The sequence below is a fragment of the Oerskovia sp. NPDC060338 genome, assembly GCF_042726295.1.
Lineage (GTDB): Bacteria > Actinomycetota > Actinomycetes > Actinomycetales > Cellulomonadaceae > Oerskovia > Oerskovia merdavium.
This window is the reverse complement of the sequence record NZ_JBHXCQ010000014.1, coordinates 120,520-134,985: the sequence shown is the minus strand read 5'-3', so window position 1 is coordinate 134,985 and position 14,466 is coordinate 120,520. Positions and strand designations below refer to the sequence as shown.

The 14,466-nt window shown below is 71.4% G+C and carries 11 protein-coding genes and 3 tRNA genes; 7 read left to right on the top strand and 7 right to left on the bottom strand.

Going from position 1 to position 14,466, the window contains the following annotated elements; translation table 11 throughout:
- Positions 1–38 precede the first annotated feature (38 nt).
- Genes ACFWGN_RS17690 through ACFWGN_RS17675 form a run of 4 tightly spaced genes read left to right on the top strand, consistent with a single transcriptional unit; the run spans position 39 to position 4,542 of the window.
- On the top strand, positions 39–1,529 hold the full coding sequence (locus ACFWGN_RS17690; protein WP_377618676.1) for an FtsK/SpoIIIE domain-containing protein: 1,491 nt from the start codon (positions 39–41) through the stop codon (positions 1,527–1,529).
- Entirely contained in the window at positions 1,529–3,076 is a 1,548-nt protein-coding gene (locus tag ACFWGN_RS17685; protein ID WP_377618674.1) for a replication initiator, read from the top strand. Before ACFWGN_RS17690 ends, ACFWGN_RS17685 begins: the two co-directional genes overlap by 1 nt.
- A gap of 36 nt (positions 3,077–3,112) precedes the next feature.
- Positions 3,113–3,319 (top strand): helix-turn-helix domain-containing protein, encoded by a 207-nt coding sequence (locus tag ACFWGN_RS17680; protein WP_030151131.1) that lies wholly within the window; start codon positions 3,113–3,115, stop codon positions 3,317–3,319.
- Positions 3,316–4,542 (top strand): tyrosine-type recombinase/integrase, encoded by a 1,227-nt coding sequence (locus ACFWGN_RS17675; protein WP_377618672.1) that lies wholly within the window; start codon positions 3,316–3,318, stop codon positions 4,540–4,542. Before ACFWGN_RS17680 ends, ACFWGN_RS17675 begins: the two co-directional genes overlap by 4 nt.
- Before the next feature lie 92 nt (positions 4,543–4,634).
- Here the strand turns inward: ACFWGN_RS17675 and ACFWGN_RS17670 are convergent.
- Positions 4,635–4,707 (bottom strand) — tRNA-Arg (locus ACFWGN_RS17670).
- A gap of 255 nt (positions 4,708–4,962) precedes the next feature.
- On the opposite strand from ACFWGN_RS17670, the gene ACFWGN_RS17665 reads away from it, so the two are divergent.
- The 3 genes from ACFWGN_RS17665 (at position 4,963) to ACFWGN_RS17655 (ending at position 8,046) form a co-directional block, all read left to right on the top strand.
- A complete protein-coding gene (locus ACFWGN_RS17665) occupies positions 4,963–5,706 on the top strand; it encodes a fumarylacetoacetate hydrolase family protein (RefSeq protein WP_377618671.1) in 744 nt (247 codons plus the stop codon).
- A gap of 181 nt (positions 5,707–5,887) precedes the next feature.
- Positions 5,888–6,685, top strand: coding sequence for an ABC transporter ATP-binding protein (locus tag ACFWGN_RS17660; protein WP_377618669.1), 798 nt, complete (start codon positions 5,888–5,890; stop codon positions 6,683–6,685).
- The gene (locus tag ACFWGN_RS17655) at positions 6,682–8,046 is read left to right on the top strand and encodes an FtsX-like permease family protein (protein WP_377618667.1); all 1,365 of its coding nucleotides are present in this window, start codon (positions 6,682–6,684) and stop codon (positions 8,044–8,046) included. The genes ACFWGN_RS17660 and ACFWGN_RS17655 overlap by 4 nt, the downstream gene beginning before the upstream one ends.
- Positions 8,047–8,223: 177 nt before the next feature.
- On the opposite strand, the gene ACFWGN_RS17650 is transcribed toward ACFWGN_RS17655, so the two are convergent.
- From ACFWGN_RS17650 to ACFWGN_RS17625, 6 genes are all read right to left on the bottom strand, one after another.
- Positions 8,224–8,312: transfer RNA gene (locus tag ACFWGN_RS17650), tRNA-Ser, on the bottom strand.
- A 193-nt stretch (positions 8,313–8,505) separates the two neighbouring features.
- Positions 8,506–11,106, bottom strand: coding sequence for an MMPL family transporter (locus tag ACFWGN_RS17645; RefSeq protein ID WP_377618665.1), 2,601 nt, complete (start codon positions 11,104–11,106; stop codon positions 8,506–8,508).
- Positions 11,107–11,147: 41 nt separating this feature from the next.
- Complete coding sequence (locus tag ACFWGN_RS17640; RefSeq protein ID WP_377618663.1) at positions 11,148–11,804, bottom strand: TetR/AcrR family transcriptional regulator; 657 nt, start codon at positions 11,802–11,804, stop codon at positions 11,148–11,150.
- An 82-nt stretch (positions 11,805–11,886) separates the two neighbouring features.
- A complete protein-coding gene (locus ACFWGN_RS17635) occupies positions 11,887–13,158 on the bottom strand; it encodes a threonine/serine exporter ThrE family protein (RefSeq protein ID WP_191801050.1) in 1,272 nt (423 codons plus the stop codon).
- Between the two features lie 146 nt (positions 13,159–13,304).
- A tRNA-Ser gene (locus tag ACFWGN_RS17630) sits at positions 13,305–13,389 on the bottom strand.
- 207 nt (positions 13,390–13,596) lie between these two features.
- Positions 13,597–14,136: an ATP/GTP-binding protein gene (locus tag ACFWGN_RS17625; protein ID WP_157257694.1), complete on the bottom strand. Its 540-nt coding sequence runs from the start codon at positions 14,134–14,136 to the stop codon at positions 13,597–13,599.
- Positions 14,137–14,466 lie beyond the last annotated feature (330 nt).

Here is a 14,466-nt window from a genome sequence, read left to right as displayed (position 1 = left end):
CCGGATGAGGTCCACGTGCCTGAGTCGGCGGTGGAGTGATGGACACGCTCAGTACGACGTGGGCCGTCACGCGACAGGTCGTGGGTGTCGTCTGGCACCTGATCGTCTGGACTCTGCGGTCCTGGCGGTTGCTGCTGGCCTGCGTCGTGCTGGGCAACGTCCTCTTGCTCGGTTCGCACGCCGCCGCTGGCTACGCGGTGCTGTGGAGTGTCCCGGCATTCTCACTCGCTCGGGCGGTGTGGTTCGCGGTCCACCCGCTCACCTATGACGCGGTTCTCGGCGGACCGATCCGCCGTCGTGGGTGGCGGCGCAAGGCTCGGCGCAACTGGGTCCTGGTTGCCGAGCGCTGCGGTCTGGCGTCGACACCTCGCGGCGACGAGCCCCGCGTGATTCCCCGGTTGCAGCGCGTCCGTGCGTCCGAGAACACGTTGTCCCTCCAGATCCGAGCTCGCATCGGGCAGACAGCCGACGACATCACCGAGGCGGCAGAGGCGATCGCCACCGCCTTCGGTGCTCAGTCCGTCGAGGCCCGCCGACTCGGCGCGGGGTGGGTCGAGCTCGTCCTCACGATGCGTGAGTTGCTCGATGTCCCCACGCTCCCGACCATCCCGGTACGGGTCGAGACGTGCACTGTCACGCTCGGGCGGTGCTCGGACGGGCAGCCGTGGCGTCTCGACCTCAGCGGACGGCACACGCTTGTCGTCGGCCGCACCGGCTCGGGGAAGGGCTCGATCTTCTGGGGCGTCGCGGGCAACCTCGCGCCGGCTGCGCACGCGGGCATGGTCAACCTCTGGGGCATCGACCTCAAGGGAGGCGTCGAGGTCGCTGTCGGTGCGCCGATGTTCTCCCACGTCGCGATGAACGAGGACGACGCGGTCCGCCTCCTCCGAGCTCTGCACCGCGTGATTGTCGAGCGGCAGCAGCTCATGCGTGGCCTGACCCGGCAATTCGAGCCGACTCCGGGAGACCCGGTGCACACCCTGATGATCGATGAGCTCGCCGTGCTCACTGCCTACGCCTCGAAGGAGGTCGTCAACGAGGCCGCGAGCCTCCTCAAGCTCATCTTGACCCAAGGGCGCGCATTCGGCGTGATCGTCGTCGCGTTCGTGCAGGACCCCCGCAAGGAGACCGTCGGCATGCGCGACCTGTTCACGCAGACCGTCGCACTGCGCCTGGCCTCCGCCGCTGAGACGCGGATGGTCCTCGGGGACGGGATGGCCTCCGACGCCCCCGCGCACCACATCCCTCGCACCATGCCGGGGACCGGGTACGCCCTCTCGGACGACGGCTTCGTCCAGCGTGTCCGTGCCGACTTCTGGGCCGACGACTTCATCCGTATGGTCGCCGCCACCTACCCGGCACCGCCCGCTCCGCCGCTGCCCGAGGATGCACCCCACGTCGCCCCCATGCTCTCGGATGTCTCGCGGCCCCAGGAGTCGGCAAGGGCCGAAGGCGCCGCTCGTCGTCCTCGCGCGCCCCGCAAGCCCCGTACGGCCAGGGCCACGACCGAAGGCTCCGAGGTCGCCTGATGACGACGGCTGAGGCGGTGGACACGGGCTTCTGGGGCCACTCCCCCGACGCCCCGCTCGACCTCGGAGACCTGGGGCAGTTCGAGGTCCAGTCCATCGCCTCACGCCTGATCGACCGCACCATGCCCGCCCTCGCCGACACCCTGGCGCGGGTCGGCAACTGCTCCCACCCTGTGCGCCTCGTCGGCCGCTCCGATGTCGTCAACGCGCGGACGGGCGAGATCGTCGAGACGTTCCACTCCGCCGACCAGCCCCTCGGGATGCTCTACAAGCCCTGCGGCAACCGTCGCGAGGACGTCTGCCCTGCCTGCTCGCGCATCTACGCACGTGACACCTTCGAGCTCATCTCCACCGGCCTGCACGGCGGCAAGGGCGTCCCCTCAACCGTCGCAGCGAACCCACTCCTGTTCGTCACCCTCACCGCGCCGTCGTTCGGCATCGTCCACGGTGTGCGGGAGAAGGACCAGAAGCCGCAACCTTGCCGCCCCCGCTCCCGTTCGACGGTTTGCCGGCATGGGCGATCGATAACGTGCTGGACCCGACACGAGAAGGACGACGCTGCCGTTGGCGCTCCACTGTGCCCGGACTGCTACGACGTGGACTCCGCGGCCGTCTGGCAGTGGTTCGCGCCCGAGCTGTGGCGTCGCTTCACCATCGCCCTGCGCCGACACCTCGCCGCAGCCCTTGGCGTCGCGGCTTCCGGCCTGAAGAACCACCTGCGCCTCGAGTACGCGAAGGTGGCAGAGTTCCAGGCTCGCGGCCTCGTCCACTTCCACGCCCTCGTACGCATCGACGGGCCGGACGGACCCGGCTCTCCCGCCCCCGTCCCGGCAGCCTCGCTGGCCGACGCCGTTCGCACAGCCGCGGATTCCGTGCGGTACACGGCTCCCGCCGTCGACAACGACGACGTCGACCGGGTGCTCCGCTTCGGTCAGCAGGTCGACGTTCGGGAGGTTCGCGGGGGTGCGCCCGCTGGTCAGGACGTCAACGCCGAGCGGGTCGCCGCCTACCTGGCGAAGTACTCGACCAAGTCAGCAGGCGTCGACCCCGCCCGGCCACGCCCCCACCTCGCAACGATGGCCGAGGCCTGCCGCCAGCTTGCAGCCCGTGCGCTCACCGGCTGTCCGTTCCAGTGCTCTGAACGCGCCGGAGACCGGCACCCGAGTCTGTGTGGTGACTGCTCCACCAACCCGTACGCGCTGCTCGGTCACTGGTCCTCGATGTTCGGGTTCCGAGGACACTTCTCCACCAAGTCTCGGCGCTACTCCGTGACCCTCGGTGCGTTGCGTCGTGCTCGGCACCGGTTCCAGCGGCTCATGGCCGACGCTCGCCGCGACGGTCGAACCCTCGACATCCGCGAGCTCGAAGCCCGCCTCATGGCCGAGGACGCCGAGGAAGCGACACTCGTCGTCGGCTCCTGGACCTTCGAGGGGTCAGGCTGGCCCCGGGCTGGCGACAAGGCCCTTGCCGACGCTGCCGCCTCACGCGCCCGCGAGTACGCGCAGTGGCGGAAGGAGCAGCGCACCACCCACCGCCCGGCGCGATAGCCGACCCAGACGATCGAGGCACGAAAGGAACAGCTCATGAGCACGCTCACCGGCGAGTCACTGGTTCTGACGCAGGCCGAGGTGGCAGCCCTTCTCCGGATTCCGGAGGCGACGTTGCAGGACCTCGCGAGGCGGGGACACAGCTCGATCCCGCGCGCATGGAAGGTCGGGAGGGCATGGCGGTGGCTCGCGTCGGACGTGGACGCGTTCATCGCCTCCCGTGGCGAGCGGCAGGCACCGTGAGCGTCAAGAAGCGCGTCTACTCGTACACGGGCGACAACGGTGAGCCCCGGACGCGTACCGTCTGGCGCGCCCGCGTCTGGACCTACCCGCCGCACGGCCCCCGCCGCGAGGTCGAGGAAGAGTTCTCGACACGTGCCCAGGCCGACGCGTGGGAGCGCAAGCAGCGAGACTCGGCCAGGGGACGCAACCTCGACCTCGAACGCACCCGGTTGTCCGACTCGGGACTCTGGGAGCGGGCCGAACCGGTCCTTCGACGCCGGCTCGCACCGCGGACGTTCAGCTACTACCGCGACGGGTGGAACGCGCGCGTCATCAAGACCTTCGGCGCCACGAAGGTCGGTGACATCTCGGTCGGTGAGGTCGAACGCGCTCAGGCGGAGTGGGCACGGACCGGCAGCGTCCACACAGCACGCCAGGCACGGTTCGCCCTCTCGGCCGTGCTGGGCGTCGCGGTTCGGGACGGGCTGCTCTCCGCGAACCCCGCGAGGTCTGCGACGTCGTCGAACGCCGAGAAGCGCCACCGCCAGGAGCGCAAGGTCGGCATGACGCTCACCCCCGCGCAGCTCGCCTCCCTCGTCGAAGCGGTTCGTGCGCTGCCCAACGGTGAGCCCTACGCGATGATGGTCGACCTCATGGGATCCGCTGGCCTCCGCTACGGCGAGACGGCCGCGCTCCAGGTAGGTGACGTCGACCTCGTGCGCGGGATCCTGAGCGTCACCCGTTCGGTCTCCGAGATGACGAAGGACGACGCCGACCTTGCAGCCGGCTACTCGCGTGAAGGCAACCTCGTCTGGGGGCCACCCAAGGGAGGCAAGAGCCGCCTGGTCCCGATCCCGAGGCACCTGATCGGCCCGTTGAGCGAGCTGCTCGCCAAGCGGCCCCGGTCGGCCCAGGTGTTCCGATCGGAGCGCACCGGCTACGTGATCAGGGGGAACGTCCTCAAGTCCAAGGTCAGGGCGACCAAGGGCAACGGAGAGACGGTCCAGGGGTGGACCGCGTTCGTCGCGTGGCTCGGGTTCGCAGGCCTCCGGGTGCACGACCTGCGGGCCACGGCCGCCACGAACATGCTCGCAGCGGGCGTCCCTCCGCACGTCGTGCGTGACATCCTGGGGCACGAGGACATCAAGGTGACGAATGGCTACGCGCGGTCCCACGACGATGCGTTCACCCGGGCCGTGGAGTCGCTGGCGGCCTACTCGCAGCGGGGCGGTGTGTCACCGTGACGGGGAACGCGACGGGGAGCAGCCGCAACCAGCCCGAGAACGACGAAGGCGCGGCCCCTAGTTTCCTAGGAACCGCGCCGATTCGCGTACTGTGCGCCCGGAGGGATTCGAACCCCCAACCTTCTGATCCGTAGTCAGATGCTCTATCCGTTGAGCTACGGGCGCCCGGCTGTTCGTGATTTCTCTTGAGCAGCCGTCGAGAAGACTACAACGGTTTTCGCCGGATACTCAAACCGATACGTCCTGACCAGCCGCTTCGTGACGCACGACACCTTCCGAAGGAGGGCGCGGGCGGGCCGTCGCCGCTCTCGCCTCCCGTCACGATACAGACGCTCCGTCACCACATCGGACGTCATACCTCCTGTAGTCTCACGTGCAGCCGGCACACCCGCGCCGACACCGCAGACGGAGGAACCCACCGTGAGACTCGCTCGGATCGACACCCCCACCGGCCCGCGCCCCGTCGTCCAGGACGGCGACGTCTGGGCCGTGGTCGTGGACCACCACGCCCCCGACCTCGAGCGCACGGGTGAGACCCACCCCGTCGACGGTGCGCGCCTCCTGGCCCCGTGCGAGCCGCGCGTCGTGCTCGGGATGGCGCACAACAGCGGTCCGGCCGACCGGCTGGTCCCGCCGCAGGCGTTCACCAAGTCGGCGCGCACCGTGGTCGGGCCGGGCGAGCCCGTCCGGCTGGACCCCGCGGCGGGCAAGGTCGTGGTCGAGGGCGAGCTCGCGATCGTCATCGGCCGCACCGCCCGGCACCTCACGCCCGAGCAGGTCCCCGGCGTGATCCTCGGCTGGACCGTCGGCAACGACGTCACGGCGTACGAGCAGAGCGCGCTCGACGACAAGTTCACGCAGTCCAAGAACGGCGACGGCTTCACGCCGCTCGGCCCGTGGATCGAGACCGACCTCGCCGTGGCAGGCGTCGCGGACCTCGCGATCGACGTCCAGGTCGACGGCGCCACCGAGGCCAAGGCGTCGACGTCGGGTCTCGCGTGGGACGTCGTCGAACAGCTCGTCTACCTGACCTCGCACCTGACCCTCGGACCGGGCGACGTGGTCCTCACCGGGTCGCCCAGCACGTCGGCGCACGTCGTCCCGGGCCAGACCTCGACCATCACGATCGAGGGCGTCGGGACGCTGACCAACCCGATCGTCTGAGCCGCGGGCCGTGGTGGCCGCCGGTGCAGGCGGCCACCACGGGAGCCACCGGTCCAGCACCCGCCCGCGGCCCGTACGCCGCGAGGACGGCGACCGGTCCCCCCTGGGCATGACACGCCGTCGGGCAGGTCCCCACCGTGGCCGGACGCGGCGAGCACCGTCCCCGCCGAAGGATGGAAGCATGACGAACCTCGGCCCCGCCCCCTCGACCGGCTCGCCCCTCGTCGCCTCCGGGCTGACGAAGGTCTACGGCACCGACCACACCGCCACGCACGCCCTCGCAGGCGTCTCCCTCACGGTCTCGCCCGGCGAGTCCGTCGCCATCATGGGCCCCTCGGGCTCGGGCAAGACGACCCTGCTGCACTGCCTCGCGGGCATCATCAAGCCCACGTCGGGCGCGGTGTCCTGGCGGGGCGAGGACCTCACGACGCTCAGCGAGGGCCGCCGCACGGCCCTGCGTCGCCAGGACTTCGGCTTCGTGTTCCAGTCGGGCCAGCTCCTGCCCGAGCTCCCCGCGGTCGAGAACGCGGCCCTGCCCCTCATGCTCGCGGGCGTCTCGCGCACCGAGGCCACGCAGGTCGCCGCGCGCTGGCTCGCGCACCTGGGCCTGGCCGGCATGGAGCAGCGCCGCCCGGGCGAGCTCTCGGGCGGGCAGGCGCAGCGCGTCGCGATCGCACGCGCGCTCGTCGGGTCGCCCGGCGTCGTCTTCGCCGACGAGCCGACCGGGGCGCTCGACCAGGCCACGGGCGCCGAGGTGCTCTCGGTCCTCACAGGGGCCGTCCAGGCGTCCGGTGCGGCCCTCGTGGTCGTGACGCACGACGCGGGCGTGGCCCGCTACTGCTCGCGCACCGTCACCATGCGCGACGGGCGCATCTCGGGCGAGTTCTTCGCGGGTTCCCCCGCGCAGCAGGCGCCTGCGCAGACGCACGCGCCCGACGCCGCCACGCGGGCCGCCACGACGCGCGAGGCGACCCGATGAGGGCCACTCTCGACCTGTGGTGGCTCCTGCGCCGGCGCAGCTCCGACAGCCGCGACCCGCAGGGCCTGACCAACGTCCTGGCGATCATCGCGTTCGCCGCGACGACCGCGATCCTGCTCGTCGTCGTCGGCGGCGTGGGCGCGTTCCTGGCCCGAGCGGGCGGGATCGAGGGCATGAAGGACGGGACCGCGGCCGACGTCACCTCGTACGACGTCCAGTACCCGATCTTCGCGGCCATCGCCGGGCTCCTGCTCCTCATCCCGCTCGTGACCCTGGGGGGCGCCGCGGCACGCCTCGCGGTCGCCCGGCGCGACGCGCGCCTCGCGTCGCTGCGCCTGGCCGGAGCGACCACAGGGCAGGTCGCGACGCTCACGGTGCTCGACGCGGCCGCACAGGCCCTCGTGGGGGCCCTCGCGGGCCTGGTCGGCTACGCGGCCCTCCTGCCCCTCGTGGCGCAGCTCCGCTTCCAGGGCCGCACGTTCGCGCTGTCCGAGCTCTGGGTGGGGGTCCCGGCGATGCTGGTCGCGGTCGTCGGGGTCGTGCTCGTCGCGCTCGTCTCTGCGGCCGTGTCGCTGCGACGCGTCGCGATCACGCCGCTGGGCGTCGCAGCGCGCGTGACCCCTCCCGGTCTCAAGGCCGTGCGCCTGGTCAGCACGGGCGTCGCGTTCCTCGCCATGATCGTCGTGACCAACGTGTCGCTCGGGAGCGAGGCCGTGGCGATCACGGTCCTGGTGCTCGTCCTCGTCGCGGGGTTCGCGACGCTCAACGTCGTCGGGCCGTTCGTCATCTGGGTCGTCGGCCGGATCACGGCGCACCGTGCGCGGACCGTCCCGACGCTCCTCGCCGGGCGCCGCATCGTCGACTCGCCCAAGACCGCGTGGCGCTCGGTCGGTGGCGTCGCCCTCGCGACGTTCATCGCCGGCATGACGAGCATCTTCGCGCTGTTCGACCCGGGCATGGGCGCCGACCCCGGCGAGGCCCAGTTCCTCACCGACCTCACGACGGGCGGCTTCCTGACCCTCGCGATCGCGGGCGTGCTCGCCGCGGTCTCGACCGGGGTCATGCAGGCGGGCCGCGTGATCGACCAGCGGGGCGAGTACCGCACGCTGACCCTCGCGGGCACCGACCTCAAGACGCTCGACAAGGCGCGGCTGCGCGAGACGGTCATCCCGCTCGTCGCGAGCGTGGGCGTGGCCACGACGGGCGCCCTGATGTTCATGGCGCCGATCGTCGGCCTCAACGCGTTCGCCAACGTCGACGTGGTGGTGCAGTTCCTGCTGTGCGTCGTGGGGGCGTCGGCGCTCGTCCTGGCCGGGGCGGCCGCGTCGCGGTTCGTGGTCCGGTCCGCGATGGCGGCCTGAGGCGAGCTGCAGCTGCAGGTGCCCGACGGCGTGGCGTGGGCTGCGTCGTCGGGCTTCGGCATGCAGGGGTGCGGAGGGCGCGCGGGCCACGCTGTGTGCCTCTGCGCGCTGGGCGCACGGTCGCATCACGGGCAACAGAAAAGGCCCCGGGCCTGACGCAGCCGGGACCTTCCTGAGCGGAGACGGAGGGATTCGAACCCTCGAACGGGTTGCCCCGTTACCACCTTAGCAGGGTGGCGCACTAGACCTGGCTATGCGACGTCTCCTCGCTCGGATGCTAGGCACCGAGCGTCGCAAGGCTACCTTCTCCCGGCACCGCGGAGCAAAACGCGGGCGCCGAGACCGTGCCGGGCGCGTCCCGGCCGCCCCACCCGGCCCGCTCCGCGCGGGCTGCGGGGACGGGCGGAGCCGCCCTCCTCGTCACGAGGAGAGCGGCTCCGGCGCCGTGGTGGCGAGGCGTCAGCCCCGCGCGGGCACCTCGTCCTTCTCGACGTCGCCGTCCCGGTCGGCGCCCTCGACGGGGTCCTCCGCTGCGGGGTGCGCGTGCGGGTGGCGCCGCTCGAGCGAGGCCCCCTCGACGTCGACGTCGGGCAGGATCTTGTCGAGCCAGCGCGGCAGCCACCACGCCTTGTCGCCCGCGAGGTGCATGAGCGCGGGCACGAGCATCATCCGCACGACGAACGCGTCCACGAGCACGCCGAACGCGAGCGCGAACCCGATCGGCCGGATCATCGCGCTGTGCGAGAAGATGAACCCGCCGAACACCGCGATCATGATGATCGCCGCCGCGGTCACGACCGAGCGCCCGGCCCGGACACCCTGCACGACCGCGATCCGCGCGGGCGCCCCGTGGGCGTACGCCTCACGCATGCCCGAGCCGAGGAAGAGCATGTAGTCCATCGCGAGCCCGAACAGGATGCCGACGAGGATGGTCGGCAGGAAGTTCAGGATCGGGCCCGGGCTCTCGACGCCGAACACACCGCTCAGCCAGCCCCACTGGTAGATCGCGACGACCCCACCGAGCGCCGCGAAGTACGACAGGATGAAGCCCAGCGTCGCGATGACCGGCACGAAGATCGACCGGAACACCAGCACCAGGATGATGAGCGACAGGCCGACCACGACCGCGAGGTAGACCGGCAGCGCGGACTCGAGCTTCTCCGAGATGTCGACGTTGCCGCTCGCCGAGCCGGCCACACCGATCTCGTACGTCCCGTCGATGGGAGACAGGTCGCGCAGCGTGTGCACGAGCTCCTCGGTCGACTCGCTCGTGGGGCCCTCGCGAGGAACCACCTGGAACGCCGCGACCGTGCCGTCCTCGGACGTACCGATCGGCGCGACCGCCACGACGTCCTCCTGGTCGAACAGCACCTGGGCGATCTCCACCTGGGCCGTCATGGACTCGGCCTCGGTCTCGGAGGCGGGCAGGTCGGCCACCACGAGCAGCGTCCCGTTCTGGCCCTCACCGAACTTCTCGGCCAGGGTCGCGTACGCCTGGTACTGCGACGAGTCGTGCGGCTCGGTCGACCCGTCGGGCAGGTTCACCCGGAGGTCGAGCGCAGGCAGCGCGACGAGCAGGAGCGCCGCGACGCCGACGACGACGCGCACGACGGCCCACCCGGTCGACATGGGGCGGAGGGGCGCGGCGGACGCGGCGGCGGGGGCCGCAGCGACCTCTCCCCCGGTCCCCGCGCCGGCCTCGAGCTGAGCGCGCTCCTTCTTGCTGAGGATGCGCAGGCCCACGAGCCCCAGCAGGGCAGGCGTGAGCGTGACCGCGATGAGCACCGCGATCGCGATGCACAGCGCACCGACCGTACCCATGAGCCCCAGGAACGGGATGCCCGTGACGTTGAGTGCCAGCAGTGCGACGAGCACCGTGGTCCCCGCGAACACCACGGCGTTGCCCGAGGTCCCGTTCGCGAGCGCGATCGACTCGTGCAGCTCGTCGCCCGCCTTGAGCTGGCGACGGTGCCGGTTGACGATGAAGAGCGAGTAGTCGATCCCGACGGCCAGGCCCAGCATGAGGCCGAGCACGGGGGTCACGGACGCCATCTCCACGACGCCGGACAGGGACAGCGCACCCAGCGCGCCGATGCCCACACCGATGAGAGCCGTGAGGATCGGCAGGCCTGCACCGATGAGCGTGCCGAGCATGATCACCAGGACGACCGCGGCGACCAGGAGGCCCACGATCTCTCCGGCACCGATGATGCTCGGGGCTCCCATGGTCATGTCGGACGAGAGGTCGATCTGCAGCCCCTCGGGAGCGTCCGCGAAGACGTCGACGAGCGCGTCCTTGGTCTCCTGCGGGATCTCCATCTGCGGGTCGGCGAACGAGACCATGACGATCGCCGCGGTGCCGTCCTCCGAGACCATGCGGATCTCCGAGGCCATGTCGAGGAGAGTTGCCCCCTGCTCGAGCTGGGCCTCCTGCTCCTCGAGCGTCGCGCGGCCGTCGTCGAGGGTCGTCTGCTGGGCGTCGAGCGCCGCGAGCCCCTCGTCGAGCGCGGCCTGCTGCGCGTCGAGCTGAGGCTGGACCTGCGCGAGCATGCCCGCGGCCTCCGCCTGGGCCCGCGCGGCGTCGAGCTGCGCCTGACCCGCCTCGAGCTGCTCACGACCTGCGTCCAGCTGGGCCTGTCCCGCGTCGAGCTGCGCCCGACCGTCCTCGATCTGGGTACGGCCCGACTCGACCTGCTGCGCCTGGGCGGCGCGGTCCGCCTCGGTCTGGAACGGGTCCATGACCGCGGTGACGCCGTCGACCGCGGCGGCCTCGGCCACGAGCCCGGCGACGGCCTCCTCCTGCTCGGCCGTGAACGGCTCGCCGTCCTCGGTCTGGACGACGACGGTGCCCGTACCGCCCGAGGCGTCGGGGAAGTCGCTCTGGAGACGGTCGGTCACCTCGGCGGTCGGGGTGCCGGGGATCGAGAACGTGGTCGCGAGCGTGCCCGCGCCGAGCGCGAACGCGACGCCCGCCGCGACGAGGACCGCGAGCCACGCGACGAGGACCGTCCCTGCTCGGCGCGCCGACCAGCGGCCGACGCGATAGAGGAATTCAGCCATGGGAGTCCTTCGGTTGCGCGCGAGTACGCGATGAGCAGGGTTCAGGGGGCCCGGCGGGACGACGCGACCGAGGCGTGCCCGGTCCGTGTCGCGTCGAGGAGTCGTTCGAGCAGGGCCGACCAGGTCGCGCGGGAGTCGACGTCGTCGACCGCCCCCGTGACCTCGACCCAGTGGAGGTAGATCACGATGAGCCCGCTCATGGTCGAGCCGACGAACAGCTCGATGTCGAACGGGTCGGCGTCGGGATGGCTCGTGGCCAGGCCCGCGGTGAGGCGCGTGCTGACCTCGGCGAAGACCTTGATCAGCGTCAGGGCTCTGCGAGGCGAGGGTCCCCCCTCGCCCCCGAGCACCCGGGTCAGGTACGTCAGCGGTGTCACGAAGTCGGTCGCACGCAGGGCGTCCGCGACCTCGTCGAACAGCCCCGCGTCCGCCTGCACGGGGTCCGCGCTCGTCGAGAGCGCGTCGAGACGACCGAGCGCCGCACCGACGACCTCGCTGCAGACCTCGGTCACGACGTCGTCGAGCGACGCGAAGTGGTTGAAGACCGTGCGCCGCGAGACGTCGGCACGGTCCGCGAGCACGTCGACCGAGAAGTCCGTGCCGCCCGACTCGCCGATCAGGGCCGACGCGGCGTCCACGATCGCACGCCGGTGGCGCGCCTTGAGCGCAGCACGACGATCTCCGGTGACGAGGGACATGTTCCTACGCTAGGCACGTCGATGCACTCGGTGCAACTAGCTTGGTGAGGGGTCTGTGAAGCAATCGCGCCGACCCTGGTACCTACCGCTCGAACGTCCAGTTCTTGTCGGTGAGCATGCGGGCGACCGCGAGCCCGATCGACAGCGCGATGATCACGAGCCCCGCCTCGACGGTCGACGCCAGCGCGTCGACCGTGGCCCCGCTGTTGAACTGGTAGACGGCCCGGTACGCCGTGACCCCCGGCACCATGATGACGACGGCAGGCACCGAGAGGGTGATGCGAGGAACGTTCATCGCGGGGGCGATGTAGGCCGCCAGGACACCGACGACGAGCGCGGTCGCCGCAGCAGCGGCCTGCGACGCGAACCCCGCGTCGATCATCAGGAGACGACCCACGTTGGCGATCATGCCGATCGACGCGGCACCGACCGCCATCTTCCACGGGCTGTTGAACATCAGCGCGAAGCCCAGGACGCCCGCGAAGCTGGCCAGCAGCCGGAGCGCGAGGAACAGGGTGTCGTCGAGCGCGGGCGGCGGCAGCCGGTCCGGCTGGAGACCCGCGATCGCGGACACGGCCCACACCGCGAGGGCCGCCGACGCCAGGATCATCAGCGCGTAGGTCATGCGCGCGATCCCGGCCGAGAAGTCCAGCTTGGCCAGGTCCAGGGCCGCCGTCACGAGCGCGAACCCCGGCACCAGGAACAGGACCGCGGACACGTAGCCGGCCTCGTGCCCGCCGGAGAGACCCAGCACGTTCTCGAAGGCCAGGACGACCAGCAGGTACGCGGACGCCGCCACGGTCGCCGCGAGCATCGTGGTCCCGAACTGGTTGATCCCCTTGTGCAGCATGGCCCGACGCACCATCTGCCCCAGGAACGCACCGACGAACACCGCGCCGCACTCGATCACGCCGCCGTTGTTCAGGAACGCGAACGCCGCACACGCGATCGCGGCCCACAGGGCGTTGAGGAACGCTCCGTAGAGCAGGGGCTTGGCGGCGATCCTCTCGAGCTCCGCGTCGACGTCGGCGGCCGTGACGTGCTCGGGCAGGTCCCCCACGTACGACTCGAGCTCCGACAGACGGTCCGAGTTGATGCCGACCGCGCGGACCTCGGAGACCTCGGTGCGGAAGTTCCGGTCACGGTAGGACGTCGCGGTGATCTCGGTGAGCGTCACGTGCGCGGCGGTACGGTCCAGGCCCAGCGCCCGGCCCACGCGTGTCATGTGCGACTTCACGCGGTAGCTGCCGGTCCCCGCAGAGAGCGCGAGGCGCCCGACCCGCAGGACCGTCCCGGACTGTCGGACGAGCTCGCTCGGGCCCAGGCCCGGCTCGTCGGTCGCTTCTGCTGTCACCCCGTCATGATGTCCCGTCCGTCCCCCCGGTGCACCCACGGGCGACCCGGTGAGACGGTCCGGTCCACGCGTCCGGCGTGCCGCGGATCCCGCGCCACGCGGAGAGGCCCCGGTCCACCTGGGTGGTCCGGGGCCTCTCGTGAGGGCGGAGGGCGAGGGATTCGAACCCCCGGTTGCTTGCGCAACAACGGTTTTCAAGACCGTCACATTAGGCCGCTCTGTCAGCCCTCCTGGGATGCTCCGACGCACATTCTGGCACGTCGGGGCAGCTGCTGGCGCCGACGGGCGCCGTGCGGGCCCCGACCGACCGTCCGGCGTGGGGAGGTGCCGTCGACCGGCACGGAGCCGGCACGACGACGGCGGGTCACCCGTGGAGGGGACCCGCCGTCGTGCTGTGGTCGTCGAGCAGCGGGCTGCCCGGCCCGCACGAGGTACGCGTCAGGCCGCGCCCGAGCGCAGCTGGCGCATCGCGAGCTGGACGAGCGAGATCAGCGTCTGCTTGGTCGCCGCACGCGAACGCGCGTCGGTGTAGAGCATGGGCACGTGCGCCGGGATCTGCAGCGCCTCACGGACGTCCTCGAGCTTGTGCTTGGCGACGCCGTCGAAGCAGTTGACGCCCACGACGAACGGGATGCCGCGCGACTCGAAGTAGTCGATCGCCGGGAAGCACTGCTCCAGGCGGTCGGTGTCCACCAGCACGACGGCACCGATCGCACCGCGCACCAGGTCGTCCCACATGAACAGGAAGCGGTCCTGTCCCGGGGTGCCGAACAGGTAGAGCCACAGCGAGCCCGGGAGCTCGATACGACCGAAGTCCATCGCGACCGTGGTCGTCATCTTGCGGTCGCTCACGCCACCCGCGTCGTCGACCCCCACCGAGTGCTCCGTCATCGCGGCCTCGGTGTTGAGCGGCTCGATGTCCGAGATGGACCCGATGAACGTCGTCTTGCCCACGGCGAAGCCACCTGCGACGACGATCTTGACGACCGTCGGCGCGGTCCGCGTCGCCTGGGGAGCAGAAGCAGGAGCCGCTGCGGGCTGAGCGGGTGCCGGCTGCTGTGGCTGCGGAGCCGCAGCGGCGGCCGGGGCAGGCGTCTGCTGCACGGGCGGCGTCTGGTGGACCGTCGGGGCCTGCTGCGCAGCGACCGGGGCGGGGTGGTGCTGCGCGGCCGCCGGAGCGGCTGCACCCTGGGGGCTCAGGACGCTCTGCCGGACCGGGGCCGGCGCCTGCACGGCAGGAGCCTGCACGGTGGGCGCACCTCCGCCGACGGGCGCGACCGGAGCCCAGGACGGGCCCGTGACGGCCGG

Excerpts from the sequence above, each read along its gene's own strand:
- ACFWGN_RS17690 (WP_377618676.1), top strand. The coding sequence starts at position 39 with ATGGACACGCTCAGTACGACGTGGGCCGTCACGCGACAGGTCGTGGGT.
- ACFWGN_RS17685 (WP_377618674.1), top strand. The coding sequence starts at position 1,529 with ATGACGACGGCTGAGGCGGTGGACACGGGCTTCTGGGGCCACTCCCCC.
- ACFWGN_RS17680 (WP_030151131.1), top strand. The coding sequence starts at position 3,113 with ATGAGCACGCTCACCGGCGAGTCACTGGTTCTGACGCAGGCCGAGGTG.
- ACFWGN_RS17660 (WP_377618669.1), top strand. The coding sequence starts at position 5,888 with ATGACGAACCTCGGCCCCGCCCCCTCGACCGGCTCGCCCCTCGTCGCC.
- ACFWGN_RS17655 (WP_377618667.1), top strand. The coding sequence starts at position 6,682 with ATGAGGGCCACTCTCGACCTGTGGTGGCTCCTGCGCCGGCGCAGCTCC.
- ACFWGN_RS17645 (WP_377618665.1), bottom strand. The coding sequence starts at position 11,106 with ATGGCTGAATTCCTCTATCGCGTCGGCCGCTGGTCGGCGCGCCGAGCA.
- ACFWGN_RS17640 (WP_377618663.1), bottom strand. The coding sequence starts at position 11,804 with ATGTCCCTCGTCACCGGAGATCGTCGTGCTGCGCTCAAGGCGCGCCAC.